The organism is Streptomyces sp. NPDC005485 (genome assembly GCF_040606085.1).
Classification (GTDB): domain Bacteria; phylum Actinomycetota; class Actinomycetes; order Streptomycetales; family Streptomycetaceae; genus Streptomyces.
Window position 1 is genome coordinate 138601 of the sequence record NZ_JBEXDZ010000003.1, and the last position, 22008, is coordinate 160608.

Here is a 22008-nt window from a genome sequence, read left to right on the forward strand (position 1 = left end):
CGTCAGCCCTTGGTGCTGCCCGCGCTGATCCCGGCGATGATGTGGCGCTGGAACACCAGGAACATGGCGACCATGGGGATGCTGGCGATGACCATGGCGGCGATGAGGACGGTCAGCGGGATGTTCTGCGACAGCTGGACGAGTGCCACGCTGATGGGCTGTTTGTCGGTGTCGGAGAAGACCATCAGCGGCCAGAGGAAGTCCTGCCAGACGGCGACGAGCGCGAAGATCGACACGACGCCGAGGACCGGCCGGGACATGGGCAGCACGATCGACCACAGGGTGCGCAGGGGTCCGGCGCCGTCGATCTCGGCGGCCTCCAGGACGTCGCGCGGGATCTGGTCGAAGAAGCGCTTGAGCAGGTAGAGGTTGAAGGCGTTGGCGACGGCGGGCAGCCAGATGCCGAGCGGGTCGTTGAGCAGGCTGGTGTGCAGGAGCGGGAGGTCGGCGACGGTCAGGTACTTCGGGACGACCAGCGCCTGGGCCGGGACCATCAGGGTCGCGAGGATGCCGCCGAGGATCAGCCTGCCGAACGCGGGCTTGAGCTTGGACAGGGCGTACGCGGCGGCCGTGCAGAACACCAGTTGCAGCAGCCAGGCACCGGTGGCCTGTACCACCGTGTTCCATAGGTGGGTGGGGAGCTGCATCAGGTCCCAGGCGTCCGTGTAGCCGGACAGGTGCCACCGCTGCGGCACCAGGGAGGGCGGTGTGCGCACGACCTCGTCCGGCGACTTCATGGCGCCGGTCACCATCCAGTAGACGGGGAAGAGGAAGGCGAGCGCGAAGAGCAGGACGACGCCGGTGAACACGGTCCAGTAGAGGACCTTGCCCCGCGGGCGGGCGAGGGCGAGCGGCGAGAGAAGTGTGCGGGTGCTCACGAGTCCTCCCCCACGGAACGGGTCAGCCGGAGATAGAGGGCGGAGAAGGCGCCGAGCAGGAGGAGAAGCATGACGCTCAGTGCGCAGGCCCCGCCGAAGTCGTTGTAGAGGAAGGCGTATTTGTAGATCAGGTAGAGGACGGTGACGGTGGCGTTCTCGGGGCCGCCGCCGGTGATGACGAAGGGCTCGGTGAAGACCTGCATGGTGGCGATGATCTGAAGGAGCATCAGCATGAGGATGACGAACCGGGTCTGAGAGATCGTCACATGGCGGATGCGCTGCAGAAGGCTCGCGCCGTCGAGTTCGGCCGCCTCGTACAGCTCGCCGGGGATGCTCTGCAGCGCGGCCAGGTAGATGAGGACGGTGCCGCCGAGGTTCGCCCAGGTGGCGACGATGACGAGCGAGACGAGGGCGGTGTCGGCGCCGTTGGACCAGTTCGAGGTGGGCAGGTGCAGGAAGCGCAGCGCTTCGTTGGCGAGGCCGGCCCCCGGGTCGTAGAACCACTTCCACAGCAGGGCGCTGACCACCGGCGGGATCATCACCGGCAGGTACACCACGACTCTGAAGAAGGCCTTGGCGTGCCGGAGTTCGTTGAGGACGAGCGCCATCACGAAGGGGACGGCGAAGCCGATCAGCAGGGCCAGCACCGTGAAGGTGAGGGTGTTGCGCCATGCGGCGGTGAACTCCGGGTCGTGCAGGACGCGGGTGAAGTTGGCGGTGCCGACCCACTCGGGCGGCGATCCGGGTGTGTACTTCTGGAACGCGATCACGACCGCACGGATCGCCGGGTACCAGGAGAACAGCGCGAAGCACAGGAGGCCGCCGAGCAGGAAGGCGTATGCGCGGGACTGGTCGGCGAGTCGGCGGCGCAGCGGGCGGGTGCGAGGGCCCGGTCCTGGGGCCGCCACCCGGGGCACGGCTGTGCGGGGCGGCGCCGCGGGCGGCGATGCGGTCTTCATCGGCGGGGTCAGCCCCGGGCCAGGATCGAATCGATCTTGCCGGAGGCGTCCTTGAGGAGCTGGTCGATGTCGGCGTCCTTCTTGGTGAGGACGGCGGAGACGGCACTGTCGAGGACCGAGTAGATCTGCTGGGCGTGCGGCGGTTCGATCTTCATGTCCAGGTTCTGGTTGCCGTCCAGGAAGGCCTGGTAGTTCTTCACGGGCACGTTGGCGTTGGCCTTCTTGACCTGCTGGTCCTTGGCGTCGGCGGCGCCGGTGAACAGGCGCGGCTCGGGCAGGCCCACCGGGGCGTCGGCCTTCTTCGCCCGGGCGTAGTCGCCGAGGAAGCCCTTGCCGGGCGTGAGGAACATGTGGTCGAGCCACTTCAGGCCGGCCTTGATCTGCTCCGGGCTGTCCTTCTTGTTGAACATGTAGCCGTCGCCGCCGATGAGCGTGCCCTGGCCGCCCGGCATGGGCGCGATCGCGAGGTCCTGGTAGTTGCCGCCCTTCTCCTTGACGAGGATCGGGATGTTGTCGGGGGCGGAGAGGTACATGCCGAGCCTGCCGGAGCCCATCAGCTGCTGGACGTCGTTGATGACCAACAGCTGTTTGCTGCCCATGGAGTTGTCGCTCCAGCGCATGTCCTTGAGGTTCTGCAGCACCGCCTTGCCTTCGGGGGTGTCGACGGTGGCCTTCTTGCCGTCGGCGCTGACGACGTCGCCGCCCTGCGCGTAGAGCTCGGCGGTGAAGTGCCAACCGCCCTGGTTCTGGGCGCTGTAGTCGGCGTAGCCGATCGTGCCGCCGCCCAGTGCGGCGATCCTCTTGGCGTCGGCGCGCAGCTCCTCCCAGGTGGCCGGGGGCTTGTCGGGGTCGAGGCCCGCCTTCGCGAAGAGCTTCCTGTTGTAGATCAGGCCCATCGAGTAGCCGGTGCGCGGGATGCCGTAGATCCTGCCGTCGACGGTGTAGATGTCACGCAGTTGCTGCTGGAGGGTGCCGTAGCTCTTGAGGTCCTTGACGTAGCGCGTGATGTCGGCGGCCTGGTGGATGTCGGCGACGTGCCCCGCGTCGGTGAAGTACGTGTAGAAGACGTCCTCCATCTGGCCGCCGGCGAGCTTGGCGTCGAAGGTCTTGGGGTCCTGGCAGGGGAACGCGTCGTGCGCGACGACGTCGATGTCCGGGTTCTGCTTCTCGAAGGCGGCGACGTCCGCCTCGAAGAACTTCCGGTCGACCTTCGCGCTCTTGGGCGGCATGCAGTTGACGGTGATACGGGTCTTCCCGTCGGCCGTGTCGTCGCTCGACCCGCAGGCGGTGAGGGTCAGCGAACAGGCCATGAGCGTCAGGAAGGTGCGGCGGAACCCGGTGCTTCTCATCGGTGGACCCCTCTGGGCAGGAGCGTGGAAGGCCCACGGCAGCACGCGGGGGTGCGCGCCGCCGGGCCGAGGCCTGTCGGCCTGGCTGGCGCCGCACACTCAAGCACCGCCGACATCTGTCCGCAAGATGTCGCGCATAGTCTGTAATTATTTGACAGCCAGCTGGATCCCCGCGATTGCCCCGGATCTCAGCGGCGGGGCGCTTGCGCGGTTGACCCCCGCACGACCAGCTCCGGCTCGAAGAGCAGTTCGTCGGCGGGTACGGAGCTACCGCCGATCTGGGCGTTCAGCAGCTCCACCGCCGCCCGGCCCATGGCCTCGATGGGCTGACGGACGGTGGTGAGCGGCGGCTCGGTGCAGTTCATGAACGCGGAGTCGTCGTAGCCGACCACGGACACCTCGGTGGGGACACCAAGTCCCTTGCGGCGGGCGGCCCTTACCGCGCCCAGGGCGAGCGGGTCGCTGGCGCAGATGATGCCGCTCACCCCGCGGTCGATGAGCCGGGCGGCCGCCGCGTGGCCGCCCTCGATCGAGAACATGGCCCGGGCGACGTGCTCGTCCGGCAGCTCCACGCCCAGCGCCCGGGCCGCCGCCAGCTTCCGCGCCGACGGCACGTGGTCGCCGGGCCCGAGGACCAGCCCGATGCGCTCGTGGCCGAGGGAGGCCAGGTGGCGCCAGGCCTGCTCGACGGCGACCGCGTCGTCGCAGGAGACCCGGGGGAAACCGAGGTCCTCGATTGCGGCGTTGACCAGCACGACCGGGATGTTGCGGTCGGCGAGCCGGCGGTAGTGGTCGTGCGGCGCGTCGGCCTGCGCGTACAGCCCGCCCGCGAACACCACGCCGGAGACCTGCTGTTGGAGCAGCAGCGCCACGTAGTCGGCCTCCGAGACACCGCCCTTGGTCTGCGTGCACAGCACCGGCGTGAGGCCGAGCTGGGCGAGCGCCCCGCCGATGACCTCCGCGAAGGCCGGGAAGATCGGGTTCTGCAGTTCCGGAAGGACGAGCCCGACCAGCCGCGCCCGCTCCCCGCGCAGTTGCGTCGGCCGCTCGTAGCCGAGGACGTCGAGCGCGGAGAGCACCGCCTCCCGGGTGGAGTCGGAGACACCGGGCTTGCCGTTGAGCACCCGGCTGACCGTGGCCTCACTGACCCCGACCTTCTTTGCCACCTGCGCAAGTCGTCGCGTCATGTGCGCAAGAATAGCGCAAGGAATGCAAGCCGTTTGCGTAATCGCGACTTCTCCGCAGCAGCCCCCACCGCTGACTACGGCTTGGCCCACAGCCCCCGGACATGCCCCAGATGGCGGGCCATCACCTCCCGTACGGCGTCCTCGTCGCGCGCGAGCAGCGCGTCGAGGAGCTCCAGGTGCTCCTGGGCCGACGCCTCCAGACGCCCCTGCGCCACGAGCGCGGTCAGCCCGTACAGCCGTGAGCGGCGCCGCAAGTCCCGTACGACGTCGACCAGATGGGCGTTGCCGGCGAGCGCCAGCAGTCCGAGATGGAAGCGCAGGTCGGCCTCGACGTACGCGATGAGGTCGCCGGCCGCGGCGGAGGTGACGATCTCCTCGGCGACCGGGCGCAGCGCCTCCAGCGCGTCCGGGTCGGCGGTTGCCGCCAGGCCCACCGTGGTGGGGATCTCGATCAGCGACCTGATGTGCGTGTACTCGTCGAGCTGCTGCTCGGAGACCGCGGTCACGCGAAAGCCCTTGTTGGGGACGGTGTCGACCAGGCCCTCCTTGGCGAGGTCGAGCATGGCCTCCCGCACGGGGGTCGCCGACACACCGAAGCGCGCCGCCAGGCCGGGCGCCGAGTGGATCTCGCCCGGCCGCAGCTCCCCTGCGATCAGCGCGGCGCGCAGCGCGTCGGCGACCCGCTCGCGGTAGCTGGGCTTCTTGCCGCCCAGCGGGGGAAGGGCGGGCGCGGAGGTCGGTCGGGCGGCCATGGAGGGGTCCTTGAGGTCGTTCAGAGCAGGAAGCCGGCGGGGAACGGGTCGGTGGGGTCGAGGAGATACTGTGCCGTGCCCGTCACCCAGGCGCGACCCGTGATCTCGGGCAGTACCGCCGCGGCGCCGCCCACCTCGGCGGTCCCGACGAGCCGCCCGGTGAACTCCGTACCGATGAAGGACTCGTTCACGAAGTCCTGTCCGAGCGGGAGTTCCCCGCGCGCGTGCAGCTGGGCCATGCGGGCACTGGTGCCGGTGCCGCACGGGGACCGGTCGAACCAGCCCGGGTGGATGGCCATGGCATGCCGTGAGCGGTGGGCGTCGGAGCCGGGGGCGGCGAGGTAGACATGGTGGACGCCGTGGATGGAGGGGTCCTCGGGATGCACGGGCCCGCCCTCGGCGTTGATCGCGGCCATGAGGGAGAGCCCCGCGGCGAGGATCTCGTCCTTGCGCTCGCGGGCGAAGGGGATGCCGAACTGGTCGAGCGGCAGGATCGCGTAGAAGTTCCCGCCGTACGCCAGGTCGTAGGTCACCGTCCGGCCGTCCGACAGCGTGCTCTTGCGGTCGAGCCCGACCGCGAACGACGGGACGTTGCGCAGGGTCACCGCCGTGGCGGCGCCGCCCTCGACAGCGACTTCCGCGACGACCAGGCCCGCCGGGGTGTCGAGCCGGATGGTCGTGACCGGCTCGACGACCTCGACCATGCCCGTCTCGACGAGGACGGTCGCGACACCGATCGTGCCGTGCCCGCACATCGGCAGACACCCGGAGACCTCGATGAAGAGCACTCCGTAGTCCGCGTCGGGCCGGGTGGGCGGCTGGAGGATCGCGCCGCTCATGGAGGCGTGGCCGCGCGGCTCGTACATCAGCAGCGTGCGCAGCTCGTCCATGTGCTCCAGGAAGTGGGTGCGGCGCTGTGCCATGGTGGCGCCGGGGATCACCCCGACGCCGCCGGTGATCACCCGGGTGGGCATGCCCTCGGTGTGCGAGTCGACGGCGTGCAGGACGAGTTTGCTGCGCATGACCAACTCCCTTGTCTGGTACGGCTCTTAGGCGAGTCCGGCGGCGACAGCCTTTTCGGTGGCGGCGCGGACGGTGGCCTCCTGCTCGGGCAGGAGCGGGACGCGCGGCGGGCGCACCGGACCGCCGTAGCGGCCCACGACATCCATGGACAGCTTGATGGCCTGCACGAACTCGACCTGGGAGTCCCAGCGCAGCAGTGGGTGCAGCTGCCGGTAGAGGGCGCCCGCCGTGGCGAGGTCACCGTCGACGGCCGCGTGGTACAGCTCGACGCTCGCGGCGGGCAGGGCGTTGGGGTAGCCCGCCACCCAGCCCTTGGCGCCCGCGACGGCGAGTTCCAGCAGGACGTCGTCGGCGCCGATCAACAGGTCGAGTTCCGGGGCGAGTTCGGCGATCCGGTAGGCGCGGCGGACGTCCCCGGAGAACTCCTTGACGGCGTGGATGTACCCCTCGCCGTGCAGTTTGGCGAGCAGTTCGGGCACCAGGTCGACTTTGGTGTCGATGGGGTTGTTGTACGCGACGATCGGCACGCCCGCCTCGGCGACCTCCGCGTAGTGGGCGAGGACGGAGCGCTCGTCGGCGCGGTAGGCGTTGGACGGCAGCAGCATCACCGCGTGGCAGCCGGCGTCGCGCGCCTGCTCGGCCCAGCGGCGGGCCTCCGCGGAGCCGTAGGCGGCGACGCCGGGCATCACGCGGGAGCCGCCGATCGCGGCGACGGCCGTCTCGACGACCTTGGCTCGCTCCTCGGGGGTGAGCACCTGGTACTCGCCGAGCGAGCCGTTGGGGACGACGCCGTCGCAGCCCTGCTCGACGAGCCACGTGCAGTGCTCGGCGAACCTGTCGTAGTCGACGTGGAGTTCGGCGGTCAGGGGCAGTGCGGTGGCGACGAGGACGCCGCGCCAGGGGCGGTGGTCGGTCACGAGGGCTCCTTCTCGATGGGGTGGGTGTGGTCCTGGGCGAGCACGCCGAGCGGTACGGGACGGGCGAACGGCCGCCGCGAGGGGGTGAGTTCACATCCGGTGAGTCCGGCGACAGCGGGCCCGCACACCCGGCCCTGGCACCAGCCCATCCCGGCGCGGGTCAGCAGTTTCACGGTGCGTACGTCTCCTGCACCCAGCCCGTCGACGGCCTCACGGATCGCGCTGCCGGCGACCTCCTCGCAGCGGCACACGACGGTGTCGTCGGTGATCTGCTCGGTCCAGTGCGCGGGCGGCGCATAGACGGCGTCGAGGGCTGCCGCGAACTCCCGCATTTTCGTACGGGACTCGGCTGCCGCGGCCCAGCCGCGCGGGTCGGGGGTGCGTCCCGCGAGCCGGGCCGCGGCCGATCGTCCCGCGATGTGTCCCTCGGCGAGCGAGAGGGCCGCGCCGCCGATGCCGGTGGCCTCGCCGGCGGCCCACACGCCCGGGACGTCGGTGCGCTGCTCCTCGTCGGCGGACACCCGCACCCCGTCGAGGCGGCAGCCGAGTGCCTCGGCGAGGTCGGTGTGCGGCAGCAGGCCATGGCCGACGGCGAGGGTGTCGCAAGCAATGCGCCGGGCGGTGCCGGGCCGCACCCGGCCGTCGGCGTCGAGGGCGGCGACGGTCACGGACTCGACCCGCTCACCTCGTTCGTCGCCGTGCGCCTCGACGACGGTGTGGCGTGGCAGGAACCGCACCCGGTGGCGCAGGAGCCGGGCCGCGTACCCGGCCGCCTCGGGAAGCTTGGCGGCCAGCGCGCGGGTGTGCGGCACGAAGGCCTTCGGGTCGGCCGACTCGACGAGCGCCTCGACCCGGACGCCCGCCGCCGCGAGCCCGGTCGCCACCGGCAGCAGCAGGGGCCCTGTCCCGGCCACGACAGCACTGCGGCCGGCCACCACGAGGCCGCCCTTGAGCATGGCCTGCGCTCCCCCGGCGCTCACCACGCCGGGCAGGGTCCAGCCGGGAAACGGCAGCACCTTCTCGTAGCCGCCGGTGGCCAGGAGGACGGCGTCGGCGTGGACGGTGACCGGGTCCTCCTGGAGGCGTCCGCGGAGGGCGTGCACGGCGAAGCCACCAAAGACACTCGGCGCCCCGGACTCCCTTTCCACACACCAGACATGATGGTTCGTCAGATGCAGGACTTCGGTCTGTGCGGCGAGTCCGTCGCGCAGCCGCTGCCAGGTTCGCCACTGGTGGTGCAGTGCCTGCGGGCGGCGCGCCCCGAGTGCGGCCGCCGGTTGCCGGTAGAACTGGCCGCCCGCGTCCGGGGCCGCGTCGATCAGCGTGACGCGGATACCCCGGGCGGCCGCCGCGAGGGCCCCGGCGAGGCCGGCCGGACCCGCGCCGATCACCGCGAGGTGCGGTCGTTCAGTCATCGTGGCCCGTCCCTTCCTGGGTACGGATCGCGTCTCCCGGGCGCAGCGCGACGAGACAAGCCCGTTGACCCGGGCGGTCGTTGACGGTCACCAGGCAGTCGAAGCAGACGCCGATACCGCAGAAGATCCCGCGCGCTCGGCCCTCGCCGCGCGTGGTGCGCCAGGACGTGATCCCGGCCGCCCACAGCGCGGCGGCGACCGTCTGTCCGGGCAGCGCCTGGATCTGCCGCCCGTCCAGGGTGACGGTGAACTCGGGGCCCGGCCGGGCCCCGGCGAGGTCCAGCGGGTTCACGACGCGTCCTCCTCGGCGGTGAATCGGTCAGGCCGGAACGGTGCGAGGTCCAGCTCCGGGGTCTTTCCGGCGAGAACCTGGGCGATCAGGTGCCCGGTGCCGGTGGACAGCCCGATGCCCGCGCCCTCGTGCCCGCAGGCATGGAAGAGGCCCGGCACGCGCGGGTCCGGCCCGACGGCGGGCAGATGGTCGGGCAGGTACGGGCGGAAGCCGAGGTACGAGCGCATCGCGCGCACGTCCGTCAGGAACGGGAACAGCCGGGTCGCGCCCGCCGCCAGGGCCCGCAGGGCGGGCAGCGAGAGCGAGCGGTCGAAGCCGACCCGTTCACGACTCGCGCCGATCAGGACCGGCCCCGCAGCCGTGCCCTCGACGACCGGCGAGGTCTGCAGGGCGGCCGAGTCGCTGGCCACGTCGGCGACGTAGTCGGCCGCGTACACCTTGTGCCGGATACGGCGGGGCAGCGGCTCGGTGACGAGGACGAAGCCGCGCCGGGGCAGGACGGGCAGCCGGACGCCCGCGAGCGCGGCCACCTCACCGCCCCAGGTGCCCGCCGCGTTCACGACCGCCGGGGCGTGGATCTCACCCCGGTCGGTGCGCACCCCGCGGACCGCGCCGTCCGCCGTGCGCAGCAGCACCTCGGTGACGGTGCGGCCGGTGAGCAGCCGCGCCCCCGACGCGCGTACGAGATGGGCCGCGGCCAGGGCGGGCATCACCTGGGCGTCCTGCGGGTAGTGCACGGCGCCGGCGAGCCCGGGCGCCAAGTACGGTTCCACGTCGTGGAGTTGGCCCCCCGCGACGGGCAGGGCCACCACCCCTGCGGCGCGCTGACCGGCCGCGAAGGCCTCCAGGGCGGTCAGCCCCTCCGGTGTCGAGGCCACGACCACGCCGCCCTTGGGCTCGTATTCGATCGCCTGGCCCAGCAGGGTCTGTTCGGCGAGGTCTGCCCACAACCGCTGCGACAGCAGGGCGAGTTCGAGTTCCGGGCCCGGCGCCTTGTCCGAGACGAGCAGGTTTCCCTCGCCGGCGCCGGTGGTCCCGCCGGACACCGGGCCGCGGTCCACCACGGCGACGGCAAGGCCTGCCCGGGCGGCGTAGAAGGCGCAGGCCGCGCCCACCATACCGGCCCCGACAACGACAACATCGCAGGTCAGAGGCGAAGTCACGTCAGTACTATGTCACACACCACAGGCGCGGCCAAGAGGGCCGCAACCTCTGTTCCCGCGGCGGCTACCTGAACTCGTCAGTCGGGCCGTCGGCCGGCCCTGGACGCCGTAGGGCTCACCCCACCAGCACGCCGAGCAGTTCGCGCAGCTGTTCACGTGCCTCGGTGTCGGTGATGACGCCGTCCGCGCCGATCATCCGCCGGTCCACCGGGATCCGCCGGCACGCCTTGTCCACGATCGCGGCGCCGGTGTAGCCGAGCACGGTGCGCAAGGTGGCCTCCGCGCCCTCACCACGGCCGGGAGCCGCCGCGTTCACCCAGGCGGTCGGCTTGTCGCAGATCTCGGTGCCGCCGACCGTCCAGTCCAGCAGGTTCTTGAAGGAGCCGGGCAGGGTGCCCGCGTACTCCGGAGTGCAGACGAGGAGCGCGCTCGCCCCGGCGATCGCCGCCCGCAGCTCGGCCACCGCGGCCGGCAGCGGCTCGGTGTCGTCGTCGGGGTTGAAGTGCGGCAGCGCCGCCAGGCCGTCGTAACGGACGGTGCGCACCGACGCGGGCGCCACCTCCTGCGCCGTACGCAGCACGGACTCGTTGGAGGAGCCGGCCCGCAGGCTTCCGGACAGCAGCAGGATCACGGGGAGATCGGACATGCGCCCAACCTACCCAGGGCGGGCTCAGACGACCCTGAGGTGGGCGCCTCCGGACCGCGCCGCGCGCGCCCGGCGCGGGGTGGCGGCGGCCCGGCGCGCCTCGCGCAGCACCAACGTCATCCGCGAATAGCCCATGTCCCGAAGGGATTTGGGGGTCTCGTCCACGATCCGGCAGTCCGTACGGCCCCACCGCGGATCGGGGTGCAGCAGCGGGCGTACGGCGCCGTCGTGCTCGACGGCCTCCGGGCCGACCGCGCGGATCCAGTGCGGCAGCCCGTGCCGGTAGGCGGCGTCCATGATCGGGTCCTGGGCGATGTCCCGGAGGACCGACTGCAGACCGTGATCCTGGCCGTGCCGCTCCACCGCGGCCGCGAAGTGGGCCAGCATCGGCAGGCACCAGCTCGACTCGTGCTCGCCGAGGACCGTGCCGGCGTCGGGGTGGAACAGGACGAACCGGAGGAAGTTGTCGCTCGGCATGGCCGTGGGATGGGGGCCGACCCCGCGGAAAAGTGTCTCGAACGCGGTGTTGGAGAGCACCACGTCCCAGCGGTGGTCGAAGACGACGGAGGGAAAGGGGACGGACTCAAGGAGTGCCGCGTAGTCCTGCAGATACGCCTGGGCCTCGAGACTTGCGGGGGCGGGTCGCGGCTCGGACCGCTGCCCACCTGCCTGATACGCCATCGGGAGGTCACCCCTCTTGCCTCTGCGGCCTTCACGCGGCGCCTTGATCCTGGGGCCCCGGGTCGAGGTGTGTCAACTATCGTGGCATTTGGCGCTTGTTGACGGCTGAATCTGGCCACAGTTGTGGCGAGACCTGGATGTGAGTTCGAACAAGCGGTTAGTCTCCGGTCAGTTCACGGTGCACTCCGCGCTGCCCCGGGGTGTTCCTTCCCATGGTTCCGGGTCATCATGAGAACGACCTGAGAAGAGATGTAGGAGATCTGTCGGTGACGGATGGCTTCGAGGTTCCGGGCGCCACGGCGACGGGTCTGCTGCCGACCGTCGTGGCCCGTGTCACCGCACTCGCCGACCGGCTGGGTGTGGAGCACGCGGTGGTCTTCGACGTCCAGCGGCTCTCCGCCGCCTCCGGCGTGCCCGAACCGGTGGTGAAGGCGCTGCTCGGCGGCCGCCCCGCCGGAGAACCCGATCTGCAGGCCCGCTTCCTGCAACGCCTGGATCTGCTGCGCCGCACCCGCCTCAAGCCGAACGGACGCAAGTACACCCAGCAGGAGATCGCCGACGGCGCCGCGATGTCGCGCCAGCAGGCGGGCGCCCTCATCAACGGCGACCGGCGCCCCACCATGGAGCACTGCGACGCCATCCAGCGCTTCTTCAGAGTGCACGCGGGCTTCCTCACGGCCGAGGACTCCGAGGCGCTGGTGGACGCCCTCCAGCGCAGCGAGCAGGAACTCCTCCAGCAGCTCGCCGACCGTGAGCGCGCGGCGGCCGTGGCCGCGGACGACCCGCTGGAGCGGCTACTGCAGGACCACGGCGTGCGCGGCATCGCGTGGCGGGCCGCCCAGCTGCCCACCGACCAGCACCGCGACAAGGTCGCCGAGTGGCTGGACATGCTCTTGGAAAGCGTCAAGCGGCCCGAGTCGTGATCCGGGGGAGAACTGTGGGCATCGGAAGGGAAATGCGCCGCCTGTGCGGCGAGTTGGTCGCGGAGCTGTCGCTCCCCGTGCCGGCGGAGCCGGGCGATCTGTACGCCGCACTGTGCGACGCCATGAGCAGACGCCGCGGCCGTCCCGTCCAGTACCGTACGGCGGCCTTCCCGCCCGGCACGGCCAGCGGACTGTGGCTCGACATGGCCGACCAGGACCTCGTCGTCATCGAGGAACGCACCGCCCCCGACCACCAGTTGGTGATCCTCGGCCACGAGCTGTGGCACATGAAGGCCGGGCACTGCAGCCACCACGTCGAGGGCGCGGCCGTGGCGGCCCGGTTGCTCAGCGACCACGCGGACCTGCAGGCGACCGTCCTGAAGGTGGCCGCCCGCACCCGCTTCGACCTCACCGACGAGAAGGACGCCGAGAGCTTCGGCCTGCTGCTCGCCAGCAAGTGCCGTACATGGCTTGCCGGTTCATCGCTGCGCGGTCCCGTGCAGCGCGACGACCTCGCCGGCCGCATCGAGGCGTCGCTGGGCTACCGCGGGCCGCAGGGCTGACCACACTCACATCATGGACGGTTCCAGCTACTACATCCCCGCGGTCGCGATGGGGGTCGCCCTCTCGGTCAAGGCGCCGTCGCTGATCCGCTCCTGGCGCGATCCGCTGCTGCGGTCCGTGTGCGCACTGCTCACACTCGTCGGGCTGGTGTTCTTCTTCGCGGCGCCGCCGTCGATCGAAGAGGTCAACGACGTCATCGGGGTCACCAACGTCTCGGCGCCCCTGGTCTACTGCCTGCTCAGCGCCTTCAGCTCGTCCTGTCTGGTGCTCGTCGTCAACTGGCGCGGCGGCCCGCCCGCACTGACCCGGCGCATCAAGCGGCGCATCATCGCCGGCTACACCCTGGTGATCGCCACCATCGCGATCCTGTTCGTGCTCGGGGACACACCGGTGGAACGGCTGGTGGACTTCGACACGTACTACGCCAACACGCCGTACATCCGCGAACTGATCGTGCTGTACCTGACGGGGCTCACCGTCGCGGGCGGCGCGATGAACTTCATGTGCGGACGGTGGGCCCTGCAGGTACGCGGCTGGCTGCGCGCCGGGCTGCTGATCATCGTGATCGGCTATCTCTTCAACCTGGCCTATCTCATGACCAAGTTCACCGCCGTCATCGCCCGCTGGAACGGTGTGAACCTCGACTACCTGAGCAGCGACGCCGCGCCGGTGCTCGCCTCCATCGGCGTGCAGATCAGCGCCGTCGGCTTCTGCCTCCCGCTGGCCGGGCAGCGCGTCGGGGACAGTTGGAACACCTGGTCGACCTATCGCCGGCTCGGGCCGCTCTGGCGCGAGCTGCGGCCCGTGTCGATGCACGCGGACCGCGCCGTGCGCATCTCCTGGTGGTCACCGGCCGAACTGCAGGTGACCCAGCGGGAGTCCGACATCCACGACGGCATGCTCAACCTGTACCCCTACTTCGACTCCGCGGTGCGCTCGGGCGCCTACGACGCGGCCGTCGCGGCCGGCTCCGATCCCGTCCAGGCGCAGGCCGAGGCCGACGCGGTGATGGTGACGGCGGCAGTACGGGCCCGGGCCGCCGACCCGGAGGGCCGGGTCATCAGCTCGGCGGAGGCGAACGCCGCCCCGCCCTCGTCCACCGAGGGGCCCCGCGACCTCGTACGGATGTCCATCGCCCTGCGTCAGTCATCCGTCGTCGCGGCCGCCCGGGGGCGGGCCGGGACCAGGTCAGAGAGCGACTTTCATGAGCAGACCCGCTAGCACCCCCTCGGGTGCGGCACCCCGTCGGGCGGTCGTCGTCGGCGGCGGGATGGCCGGCATGCTGGCCACCGCGGCACTGAGCGCGTACGCCGACGTCACCGTCGTCGAGCGCGATGTGCTGCCCGCCGGTCCCGAACCGCGCAAGGGCCTCCCGCAGGCCCGGCACGTCCATGTCGTGTGGTCCGGGGGCGCCCTCGCGATGGAGGACCTGCTGCCCGGACTGATCGACGGCTGGCTGGCCGCCGGGGCCCGCCGCATCCCACTGCCCACGGGGCTGGTCTCCATGCAGCCGCGGGGCTGGTTCCGCCGCTGGCCCGAGATGCAGTTCATGATCGCCTGCAGCCGCGACCTGCTCGACTGGGTCGTGCGCGAGCGGGTCGTCAAGGACCCTCGGGTCACCGTCCTGCAGCGGACCGAACTGCTCGCCCTGGAGGGCGATCACGCGCGCGTGACGGGGGTCCGGGTGCGGACCCCCGAAGGCGAGGAGCGCCTGCTGGAGGCCGACCTGGTGGTGGACGCCTCGGGGCGCGGCTCTCGCGCCTCGGCCTGGCTGGAGGCGCTCGGCGTACCGCGGGCGCCGCTGGACGAGGTGGACTCGGGGCTGACGTACTCCAGCCGGATCTTCCGCGCGCCCGCGGGCACGGAGGACTTCCCGCTGGTCAACGTGCAGTCGGACGCCTCGGTGCCGGTGCCGGGGTGCACGACGACGATCGAGCCCATCGAGGGCGGGCGCTGGCTGGTGACGCTGTCCGGCACACGCGGCGGTGAACCGACCGGCTCCGTCGACGACTTCGAGGCGTTCGCCCGCGGCAGTGTCCGCCACCCGGTCGTCGGCGAGCTGATCGCCCACGCGGAGCCCCTCTCGGACCCGGTCGTCACCCGCAGCACCGTCAACCGGCGGCGCTTCTTCGAGAAGGTCGACGCCTGGCCCGAGGGCTTCGTCGCGATCGGCGACTCGGTCGCCACCTACAACCCGGTCTACGGACACGGGCTCACGGTGGCCGCGCAGGGGGCGGTGGCGCTGCGCGAGCACGTCGCGGAGTACGGGGCGGCGGCGCCCGGGCTCGCGCGGCGGATCCAGCGGGCGGTGGCCCGGCCCGTGGCGACGGCCTGGCAGTTCGCCACCAGCACGGACATCCTCTACCCCGGCGCCATCGGCAAGCCCCCGGGCCTCGCGAGCAAGCTCCTGGGCCACTACGTCAACCGCCTGATGCTCGCCGCCACCGGCCGCCCGCTCGTCGCCAAGGCGTTCTTCGACGTGGTCACGCTGTCGAAACCGGTGGCCACCCTCGCGAAACCCGCCATCGTGATCGCGGTCCTGCGCGGCCCCCGCCGCCCGCTGCTGACCGAGCCTCCGCTGACAGGGCAGGAGCGCGCATCGGTCCTGGACGCCCCGGAGATCTCGGGCACGGAAGCACGGGGGTGCCCTTCTCCGTAGGGGCGGTCCGGTGTACGGGCGGGTGGGGTCAGGTCGCGCTGCGTTCGCTGGCCTCCCGCAGGTCCCGTTCCACGGCGCGGTTCCTGGCGGTGTCGGGTTGGCCGACGGAGGTACCGGGGCGGCCCTCGCGCAGGAGGTCTCGCCAGTGCTCGCGGCTCCAGTCGGCGGGGGCGGTGGTGCGGGTGAACTCCTCGACGAGGGCGAGGAAGCGAGCGGGGTCGCTGTGGAAGGGGAAGTGGCCGGCGCCCTCGAAGATCTCCAGGCGGCTGCCCGGCATCGCCTCGTGCGCCCCGTAGGCGTGCCGCACCGGCACCACGCTGTCCCGGTCGCCCCACAGGAGCATCGTGGGCATGCCCTCGGTGAGGTAGCAGCGGTCGAGCATGGTCACCGCCTGGCCGCGCCAGTCGACCACGGCGCGCAGCGTACGGATGAAGGCGCTGCGCGAGGTGGCGTCGGGCAGGGCGTCCACCAGGTTCAGGAGTTCCGGCGCGTCCTGGCCGAGATCGGTGTCGAGGATCCTCATCAGCCGCAGGAACAGGCCCACTTGGGTCCGCATGCCCGGCAACCGCAGGGTGGAGAGCATCAGATGGGCGCCGGGCAGCGACACCGCCCGCAGAACGGGGTTCACCTCTCCCCCCACGCCCCCCGCGCTGACCAGGATCAGCCGCTCGGTGCGCTCGGGGAACTGGTAGGCGAACTGCATCGCGACGCCGCCGCCGAGCGAGTGCCCCACCAGCGTCGCGGACTCGATGCCGAGCGTGGTGAGCAGATCGCGCACCCCGTTCGCGTACGCGGCCACGGAGTAGTCGGCCCGCGGTTTGTCGGAGGCCCCGTGGCCGAGGAGGTCGGGGGCGATCACGGTGTGGGTGCGCGCGAGGTCGGGGATCAGCTCCGCCCAGGTCGCCGAGGAGTCCCCGATGCCATGGATGAGAACCAGGGCCGGCCCCTCCCCCGCCATCCGGTAGGCCCTGCGATATCCGTGCACGACGCGGTAGCGCAGGCTCAGTTCTCCGTCGCCCACCGGGCGCAGCCGCAGGATGCGTCCCGAACGCCGGTGCGATGCGTCGTCCATGGCCCCACCTCCCGTTTCCGGGGCCGCCGGGGGCGGCCGCCAACTCCCTTGTCCAGCCTAGGGCCCCTGTTCCACACGGGATTTCCGTGAGGTTTCGCCTCCGCTAAGCGAGCGAACCTCCGCTGCACGGAACGGGATTGTCAGTGCCGGCAGGCAAGCTGGGTGTGTGTCACCGCTGCGCGGGGGCGCATCCGTCATGGGTACCGCAGACGCCTTGCGTATCGCATGAAGCGCAGTACGAAGCCGACCAGGGGAGAGCCGTCCGATGCAGACCGCCGTACTGACCGACCACGAGCGCGCCGCCGTGCAGGCCTATCTGCGCCTCCTGGGGACTGTCCGCGCCGCCTTCGACGGCCCGCCGGACGGCCGCCGACCACCGGTGGTGCCGCCCGGCGCCCTGGCCGAGGCGGAGCAGGCCCTCGCGGCAGCCGGTCTCACGGGCAACGAGGAGGCGTTCTTCCGCCTGCTGCACACCTGGTGCCCGGCGCCCTGAGGCACCTCGGCGCCGTCAGGCGTGGGGCACGGTGACGACCGTGGCGAGCAGGCTGCCCTGTACGGTCCAGCGGCCGTCGAAGAAGCCGACGCGCGCTCCGCCCACCAGCGGCCCGGGGACGAGGAGTTCGGCGCGGAAGCGCCCGGACCGGACCTCGCCCTTGGCCGCGGGATCGGCATCGGCATCGGCCTCCGCGTCACGGTCCGTATCCGCGTCAGTGTCCGTGTCCGTGTCCGTGTCCGTGTCGACGAAAAGCTCGATGTCCGCCTCGGAGAAGTCCAGCCACTGCCCGGTGAGGGGGAACCACGCCTTGTAGACGGACTCCTTGGCGCTGAACAGCACCCTCTCCCAGTACACGGAGGGGTGCTCGGCGGCCAGGCCGGCCAGCCGGTCGGCCTCCGTGGCGAGGATGACGGCACCGAGGTCGTCGTCCGGGAGCTTCTCGTGCGGTTCGGCGTCGATGCCGATCGACGCGAGGTCGCCGACGCGGGCCAGCGCGGCGGCGCCGTATCCGAGACAGTGCGTCATGCTGCCGATCAGCCCGTCGGGCCAGCGCGGCGCCCCGAAAGCGCCGCGCAGGACCGGCTGCGGGGCCACCCCGAGCTTCTCCATGGCGACGCGGGCACAAGCACGCACCGTGGTGAACTCGCGGCGCCGCTTCTCCACGGCCCGCGCCACGAGCGCCTCCTCCTCGGGATACAGCGTCGCGCCCTCGGGCCGGGAGTCACCGAAAGCCTCCACGGTCACGACCGAATCCGGGAGCAGCTCCTCCATCAACGGTTCCGACCTCCATCGGCAGTATGCGGCGCAGCACCCCCGGCGGTTCCGGGCGGACCCGCCATTCACGGGGGTAGCCCACCGAGACCTCTTCGAAGCGGACGCCCTCGTGGTGGGTGGTCCGCGGGATATGCAGATGACCGTAGACCATGACCTCGGCACGGAAGCGGCGGTGCCAGTCCGTGGTCAGCCGGGTCCCGCACCACATCGCGAACTCGGGGTAGCGCAGGATGTCCGTCGGGTGCCGGTGCAGTGGATAGTGGCTGATCAGGACCGTGGGCAGGTCGTCCGGCAGTTCGGCGAGTCTGCGTTCGGTCTCGGCGACCCGGGCCCGGCACCAGGCGTCCCTGCTCGGGTAGGGGTCGGGGTGCAGCATCAGCTCGTCGGTGCAGACGACTCCGGTCGAGCGGGCGTACGCCAACCCCTCCTCCTTGGTCGTGCAGCCCTGCGGCAGGAAGGAGTAGTCGTAGAGCAGGAAGAGCGGGGCGACGACGGCGGGGCCGCCCGGACCTTCCCAGAGCGGATAGGGGTCCTCGGGAGTGGTCACGCCCAACTCCCGGCAGACGCCGACGAGATGCTCGTAGCGCTCGACGCCGCGCAGCTGCACCTCGTCGCGCGGGTGGGTCCACAGCTCGTGGTTGCCGGGCGTCCAGACCACCTTGCGGAAGCGTTCGGCGAGCGTCTGGAGGGCCCAGCGGATGTCGGCGACGGTCTCCGCGACGTCACCGGCCACCAGGAGCCAGTCCTCGTCCGACCCTGGGCGCATCTTCTCGACGACAGCGCGGTTTTCCTTGTATCCGATGTGCAGATCGCTGATCGACAGCAGGTTTCCGTGGCCGCCGGCCGTCGACTGCACTCTCGCCACCTCCGCGAACCCGAATTGAAATCAACAAGAACACACAGTCCCGCTGAGCGACAAGAGCGATCTCGGGCAGATGAACACAAGGTCCGCGCACCCTTGGAACAAACGGCCGGGGAATCCGTAACACGCGCGTAGCCGTCCGGGGGTCGCGGAGGGCCTATGATCGGCCCCAACACAACCGCCACGGACGCTTGCCGCGTACGGCGGTCATGTGTACCTCCCTCTCCCCTGGCCGGGCACGGCCTGCTTCGCCGTGCCCGCGAACCGTGAAAGGTGGCTTGCATGGGCTCTCGCGTACGCGTCTGGCTCAACCGCACGTACGCGGAGAACGTGTTCTTCATGGATCAACTGCGCAGAAATCCGCACGACCGCGCGGTCGAGATCCATGCCACGCACGGTGACGCCGACTCCCCCGTCCTGGCCGCCGCGGACACCGCCGACCTGGAGCCCGAGGGGCTGTCCCCGGCCGCCTACGTCGAGTTCGCGCTCGACCAGTGCGCCCGCCGCGGCATCGACGTGTTCGTGCCCCGGCTGCAGCAGGCGGCGATCGCCGCGCACCGCGCCGACTTCGAGGCGGTCGGTACGGCGCTGCTGGCGCCGCCCGCCGAGGCGATCGACGTGTTCGAGGACAAGGTGACGGCGTACGAGGCCGTGCAGGGACTCGGCATTCCGGTGCCGCCGTGGTGGCGGGTGACGACCGAGGCCGAACTGCTCGCCGCGGTCGAGGAGTTGGAGTCGGCCGGGTACAAGGCGTGCTTCAAGCCGGCGGCGGGCGCGGGCGGGGTGGGCTTCCGCATCATCACGCGCGACCCCTTCTCGCTGTCGCACCTCAACGGATTCCCCAGCCCGTACGTGCCGTTGGACCTCGTCGCGCAGGCCGTGCGGGACGCCGAGGAGCCCGTCGACTGGCTGGTGATGCCGCGCCTGGAGCAGCCGGAGGTGTCGGTCGACTGTCTGACCGGGCCCGACGACCGGATCCGGATGGCGATCGGCCGCACCAAGAACGGCCGCCGTCGCGGCTTCACGCTCCACGAGCAGTGGATCGAGCCGGCACGGCAGCTCGCGGAGTCGTTCCGGCTGCACTACCTGTCCAACATCCAGTTCCGGATGCTGGGCGACGAACCGGTGCTCATGGATGTCAACACCCGCCCGGCGGGCGGGCTGCACCAGTTGTCCCTGTGCGGCGTCAACGCCCCCTGGGCGGCCGTGCAGTCGGCGCTCGGCGAGGACCCGGGCGAGGTGGTCCCACGGTTCCTCGGTACGGACTACACGGTGGTGTCGGGCCTGCGTCCGCTGCGCGCCGTGTCGCTTCCCCGCCAGCGCGCGGAGGAGACCGCCGACACCGTGCAGGAAGCGTCCGCCGTGCCACTGCCCGCGCTGCCGGCGCAGGCCAGCGCGCCGGTCGGCCTCCCGACCGCGGACTCTGTCAGCGCGTCCACCGCGGAGGCGGGCGCTACGGCCTGACCCGGCCCACCCCACAACTTCACACCGGTCTGGACCAATCGACGCACAGCATCTTGACAGCGCGATTGGTCCATACCAACTTGGTTGCGCACCCTTCGGCACTCCCGAACACCCCCATTTCCCAGGGAGATCGCGTGCGCATCACACATCTCAGACGTTCCAGACATCGCTTCCTCGCTCTGCTCGGCACCGCCGCGCTGGCCCTCGCCGGGGCGGTCGCCCTCCCCGGTACGGCCCAGGCGGCCAACATCCTGTCCAACCCCGGCCTCGAGTCGGGCGGTCTGTCCCCCTGGACCTGCACGGGCAACCTGGGCTCGGTCACCTCAAGCCCGGTGCACTCCGGCTCCAAAGCCCTTGCGGGCGCCGTGAGTTCGAGTGACAACGCCCAGTGCAGCCAGACCGTCTCGGTCCAGCCGAACACCACCTACAGCCTCTCCGGGTGGGTGCGCGGCAGCTACGTCTACCTGGGCGTGGACGGCGGCGCCTCGACATGGACCACGTCCCCGTCGGCGTACAGCCAGCTCAAGGTGTCCTTCACCACCGGTGCCTCGCAGACCAGCGCCAAGATCTATGTGCACGGCTGGTACGCGCAGGGCACCTACTACGCCGACGACATCAGCCTGGACGGTCCGGGCGGTGGCGGCGGCTCGGACACCCAGGCGCCTACCGCGCCGACGAACCTGACCTCCACGGGCAAGACCTCGTCCAGCGTGTCCCTGTCTTGGGGCGCGTCGAGCGACAACGTCGGCGTCACGGCGTACGACATCTACAGCGGCTCCAACCAGCTGCTCAGCGTCTCGGGCACGAGCGCCACGGTCAGCGGGCTGTCGGCGAGCACGAGCTACACGTTCACCGTGAAGGCGCGGGACGCGGCCGGGAACACCTCGCCCGCCTCCAACTCCGTGACCGTCACGACCAACGCGGGCGGTGGCGGCGGCACCGGCTTCAAGCAGGCCGCGCCGTATCTGTACGAGGGCTGGGGCGACCCCCCGAACCCGACCACGGTGATGAACGCGACCGGGATCAAATGGTTCACGATGGCGTTCGTACTGGACTCCGGCGGCTGCACCCCGTCCTGGGACGGCAGCCGGCCGCTGACCGGCGGCGTCGACCAGACTGCCATCAACCAGATCCGTTCCGCGGGCGGTGACATCGTCCCGTCGTTCGGCGGCTGGCAGGGCAGCAAGCTCGGCGCCAACTGCTCCTCGGCGAGCGCGCTGTCCGGTGCGCTGCAGAAGGTGATCGACGCCTACGGTCTCAAGGCGATCGACATGGACATCGAGAACAGCGACGAGTTCGAGAACGAGGCCGTCCAGGCGAAGATCCTCACCGCGCTGAAGACGGTCAAGGCCAACAACCCCGGCCTGAAGACGATCGTCACCTTCGGTACGTCGACCACCGGCCCGACGTACTACGGCAACCGGCTCATCGAGCAGGCGAACTCGCTCAACGCCAACATCGACGTCTTCACCATCATGCCGTTCGACTTCGGCGGCGGCTCCGACATGTACGGCAACACGGTGAACGCCGCCGAGGGCCTGAAGACCAAGCTGAAGTCGACGTTCGGCTGGGACGACGCCACCGCGTACTCCCACATCGGCATCTCCGGCATGAACGGACTGTCCGACCAGCAGGAGAACACCACTCCGGCGATCTGGACGCAGATCCGCGACTGGTCCAACTCCCACCACATCGCCCGGCTGGCCTTCTGGTCCGTCAACCGCGACCGGCCCTGCCCGGGCGGCGGCGTGGTGAGCAACTGCTCCGGCATCAGCCAGAGCAACTGGCAGTTCACCTCCACCACGGCCGGGTTCACGGGCTGAGATCGGAGGCCGGCCGGGGGGGGGGGGGGGGGGGGGGGCGCGGGCCCCCCCCCCGCCCCCCCCCCCCGCCCCCCCCCCCCCCCCCCCCCCCCCCCCCCCAACCACGCCC

The 22008-nt window shown here is 71.2% G+C and carries 22 protein-coding genes; 7 read left to right on the forward strand and 15 right to left on the reverse strand.

The window, feature by feature from the left end:
* Positions 1-2: 2 nt before the first annotated feature.
* The 12 genes from ABZS97_RS02775 to ABZS97_RS02830 all read right to left on the reverse strand — a co-directional run bounded on the left by ABZS97_RS02775 (position 3) and on the right by ABZS97_RS02830 (position 11262).
* The gene (locus ABZS97_RS02775; protein ID WP_356132721.1) at positions 3-878 is read right to left on the reverse strand and encodes a carbohydrate ABC transporter permease; all 876 of its coding nucleotides are present in this window, start codon (positions 876-878) and stop codon (positions 3-5) included.
* A complete protein-coding gene (locus ABZS97_RS02780; protein WP_356132723.1) occupies positions 875-1837 on the reverse strand; it encodes a sugar ABC transporter permease in 963 nt (320 codons plus the stop codon). The genes ABZS97_RS02775 and ABZS97_RS02780 overlap by 4 nt, the downstream gene beginning before the upstream one ends.
* Before the next feature lie 8 nt (positions 1838-1845).
* Positions 1846-3186 carry a sugar ABC transporter substrate-binding protein gene (locus tag ABZS97_RS02785; protein ID WP_356132725.1) on the reverse strand — a complete coding sequence of 447 codons (1341 nt, stop codon included), beginning with the start codon at positions 3184-3186 and terminating at the stop codon, positions 1846-1848.
* Between the two features lie 188 nt (positions 3187-3374).
* Positions 3375-4373 carry a LacI family DNA-binding transcriptional regulator gene (locus ABZS97_RS02790; RefSeq protein WP_356132727.1) on the reverse strand — a complete coding sequence of 333 codons (999 nt, stop codon included), beginning with the start codon at positions 4371-4373 and terminating at the stop codon, positions 3375-3377.
* Between the two features lie 74 nt (positions 4374-4447).
* A complete protein-coding gene (locus tag ABZS97_RS02795; RefSeq protein WP_356132729.1) occupies positions 4448-5125 on the reverse strand; it encodes a GntR family transcriptional regulator in 678 nt (225 codons plus the stop codon).
* Between the two features lie 20 nt (positions 5126-5145).
* Entirely contained in the window at positions 5146-6147 is a 1002-nt protein-coding gene (locus ABZS97_RS02800; RefSeq protein ID WP_356132731.1) for a proline racemase family protein, read from the reverse strand.
* Between the two features lie 27 nt (positions 6148-6174).
* A complete protein-coding gene (locus tag ABZS97_RS02805) occupies positions 6175-7065 on the reverse strand; it encodes a dihydrodipicolinate synthase family protein (protein ID WP_356132733.1) in 891 nt (296 codons plus the stop codon).
* On the reverse strand, positions 7062-8480 hold the full coding sequence (locus ABZS97_RS02810; protein ID WP_356132735.1) for an NAD(P)/FAD-dependent oxidoreductase: 1419 nt from the start codon (positions 8478-8480) through the stop codon (positions 7062-7064). The genes ABZS97_RS02805 and ABZS97_RS02810 overlap by 4 nt, the downstream gene beginning before the upstream one ends.
* Positions 8473-8772, reverse strand: coding sequence for a (2Fe-2S)-binding protein (locus ABZS97_RS02815; protein WP_356132737.1), 300 nt, complete (start codon positions 8770-8772; stop codon positions 8473-8475). Before ABZS97_RS02815 ends, ABZS97_RS02810 begins: the two co-directional genes overlap by 8 nt.
* Positions 8769-9935 carry an FAD-binding oxidoreductase gene (locus ABZS97_RS02820; protein ID WP_356132739.1) on the reverse strand — a complete coding sequence of 389 codons (1167 nt, stop codon included), beginning with the start codon at positions 9933-9935 and terminating at the stop codon, positions 8769-8771. Before ABZS97_RS02820 ends, ABZS97_RS02815 begins: the two co-directional genes overlap by 4 nt.
* 115 nt (positions 9936-10050) lie before the next feature.
* Positions 10051-10581 (reverse strand): NADPH-dependent FMN reductase, encoded by a 531-nt coding sequence (locus ABZS97_RS02825; protein ID WP_356132741.1) that lies wholly within the window; start codon positions 10579-10581, stop codon positions 10051-10053.
* A gap of 24 nt (positions 10582-10605) precedes the next feature.
* Complete coding sequence (locus tag ABZS97_RS02830; protein ID WP_356132743.1) at positions 10606-11262, reverse strand: hypothetical protein; 657 nt, start codon at positions 11260-11262, stop codon at positions 10606-10608.
* A gap of 266 nt (positions 11263-11528) precedes the next feature.
* Between ABZS97_RS02830 and ABZS97_RS02835 the strand changes: the two genes are divergently transcribed.
* Genes ABZS97_RS02835 through ABZS97_RS02850 form a run of 4 tightly spaced genes read left to right on the forward strand, consistent with a single transcriptional unit; the run spans position 11529 to position 15408 of the window.
* Positions 11529-12185 (forward strand): helix-turn-helix transcriptional regulator, encoded by a 657-nt coding sequence (locus ABZS97_RS02835; protein ID WP_356132745.1) that lies wholly within the window; start codon positions 11529-11531, stop codon positions 12183-12185.
* 32 nt (positions 12186-12217) lie between these two features.
* Positions 12218-12748 carry a toxin-antitoxin system, toxin component gene (locus tag ABZS97_RS02840; protein WP_356132773.1) on the forward strand — a complete coding sequence of 177 codons (531 nt, stop codon included), beginning with the start codon at positions 12218-12220 and terminating at the stop codon, positions 12746-12748.
* Positions 12749-12761: 13 nt separating this feature from the next.
* Positions 12762-13970 (forward strand): MAB_1171c family putative transporter, encoded by a 1209-nt coding sequence (locus tag ABZS97_RS02845; protein ID WP_356132747.1) that lies wholly within the window; start codon positions 12762-12764, stop codon positions 13968-13970.
* Complete coding sequence (locus tag ABZS97_RS02850) at positions 13954-15408, forward strand: FAD-dependent monooxygenase (RefSeq protein WP_356132750.1); 1455 nt, start codon at positions 13954-13956, stop codon at positions 15406-15408. Before ABZS97_RS02845 ends, ABZS97_RS02850 begins: the two co-directional genes overlap by 17 nt.
* A 28-nt stretch (positions 15409-15436) precedes the next feature.
* On the opposite strand, the gene ABZS97_RS02855 is transcribed toward ABZS97_RS02850, so the two are convergent.
* Positions 15437-16480 carry an alpha/beta hydrolase gene (locus tag ABZS97_RS02855; protein ID WP_356132752.1) on the reverse strand — a complete coding sequence of 348 codons (1044 nt, stop codon included), beginning with the start codon at positions 16478-16480 and terminating at the stop codon, positions 15437-15439.
* Between the two features lie 265 nt (positions 16481-16745).
* On the opposite strand from ABZS97_RS02855, the gene ABZS97_RS02860 reads away from it, so the two are divergent.
* Entirely contained in the window at positions 16746-16973 is a 228-nt protein-coding gene (locus ABZS97_RS02860) for a hypothetical protein (protein ID WP_356132754.1), read from the forward strand.
* A gap of 15 nt (positions 16974-16988) precedes the next feature.
* Here the strand turns inward: ABZS97_RS02860 and ABZS97_RS02865 are convergent, their stop codons facing one another.
* Both ABZS97_RS02865 and ABZS97_RS02870 read right to left on the reverse strand, forming a co-directional pair.
* On the reverse strand, positions 16989-17750 hold the full coding sequence (locus tag ABZS97_RS02865) for a 4'-phosphopantetheinyl transferase superfamily protein (RefSeq protein ID WP_356132756.1): 762 nt from the start codon (positions 17748-17750) through the stop codon (positions 16989-16991).
* Positions 17698-18606, reverse strand: a complete 909-nt coding sequence (locus tag ABZS97_RS02870; protein WP_356132758.1) for a metallophosphoesterase — start codon at positions 18604-18606, stop codon at positions 17698-17700. Before ABZS97_RS02870 ends, ABZS97_RS02865 begins: the two co-directional genes overlap by 53 nt.
* 288 nt (positions 18607-18894) lie before the next feature.
* On the opposite strand from ABZS97_RS02870, the gene ABZS97_RS02875 reads away from it, so the two are divergent.
* Both ABZS97_RS02875 and ABZS97_RS02880 read left to right on the forward strand, forming a co-directional pair.
* Positions 18895-20076: an ATP-grasp domain-containing protein gene (locus ABZS97_RS02875; protein ID WP_356132761.1), complete on the forward strand. Its 1182-nt coding sequence runs from the start codon at positions 18895-18897 to the stop codon at positions 20074-20076.
* Between the two features lie 134 nt (positions 20077-20210).
* Positions 20211-21899: a carbohydrate binding domain-containing protein gene (locus ABZS97_RS02880; protein ID WP_356132763.1), complete on the forward strand. Its 1689-nt coding sequence runs from the start codon at positions 20211-20213 to the stop codon at positions 21897-21899.
* The last annotated feature ends 109 nt before the right edge of the window (positions 21900-22008 follow it).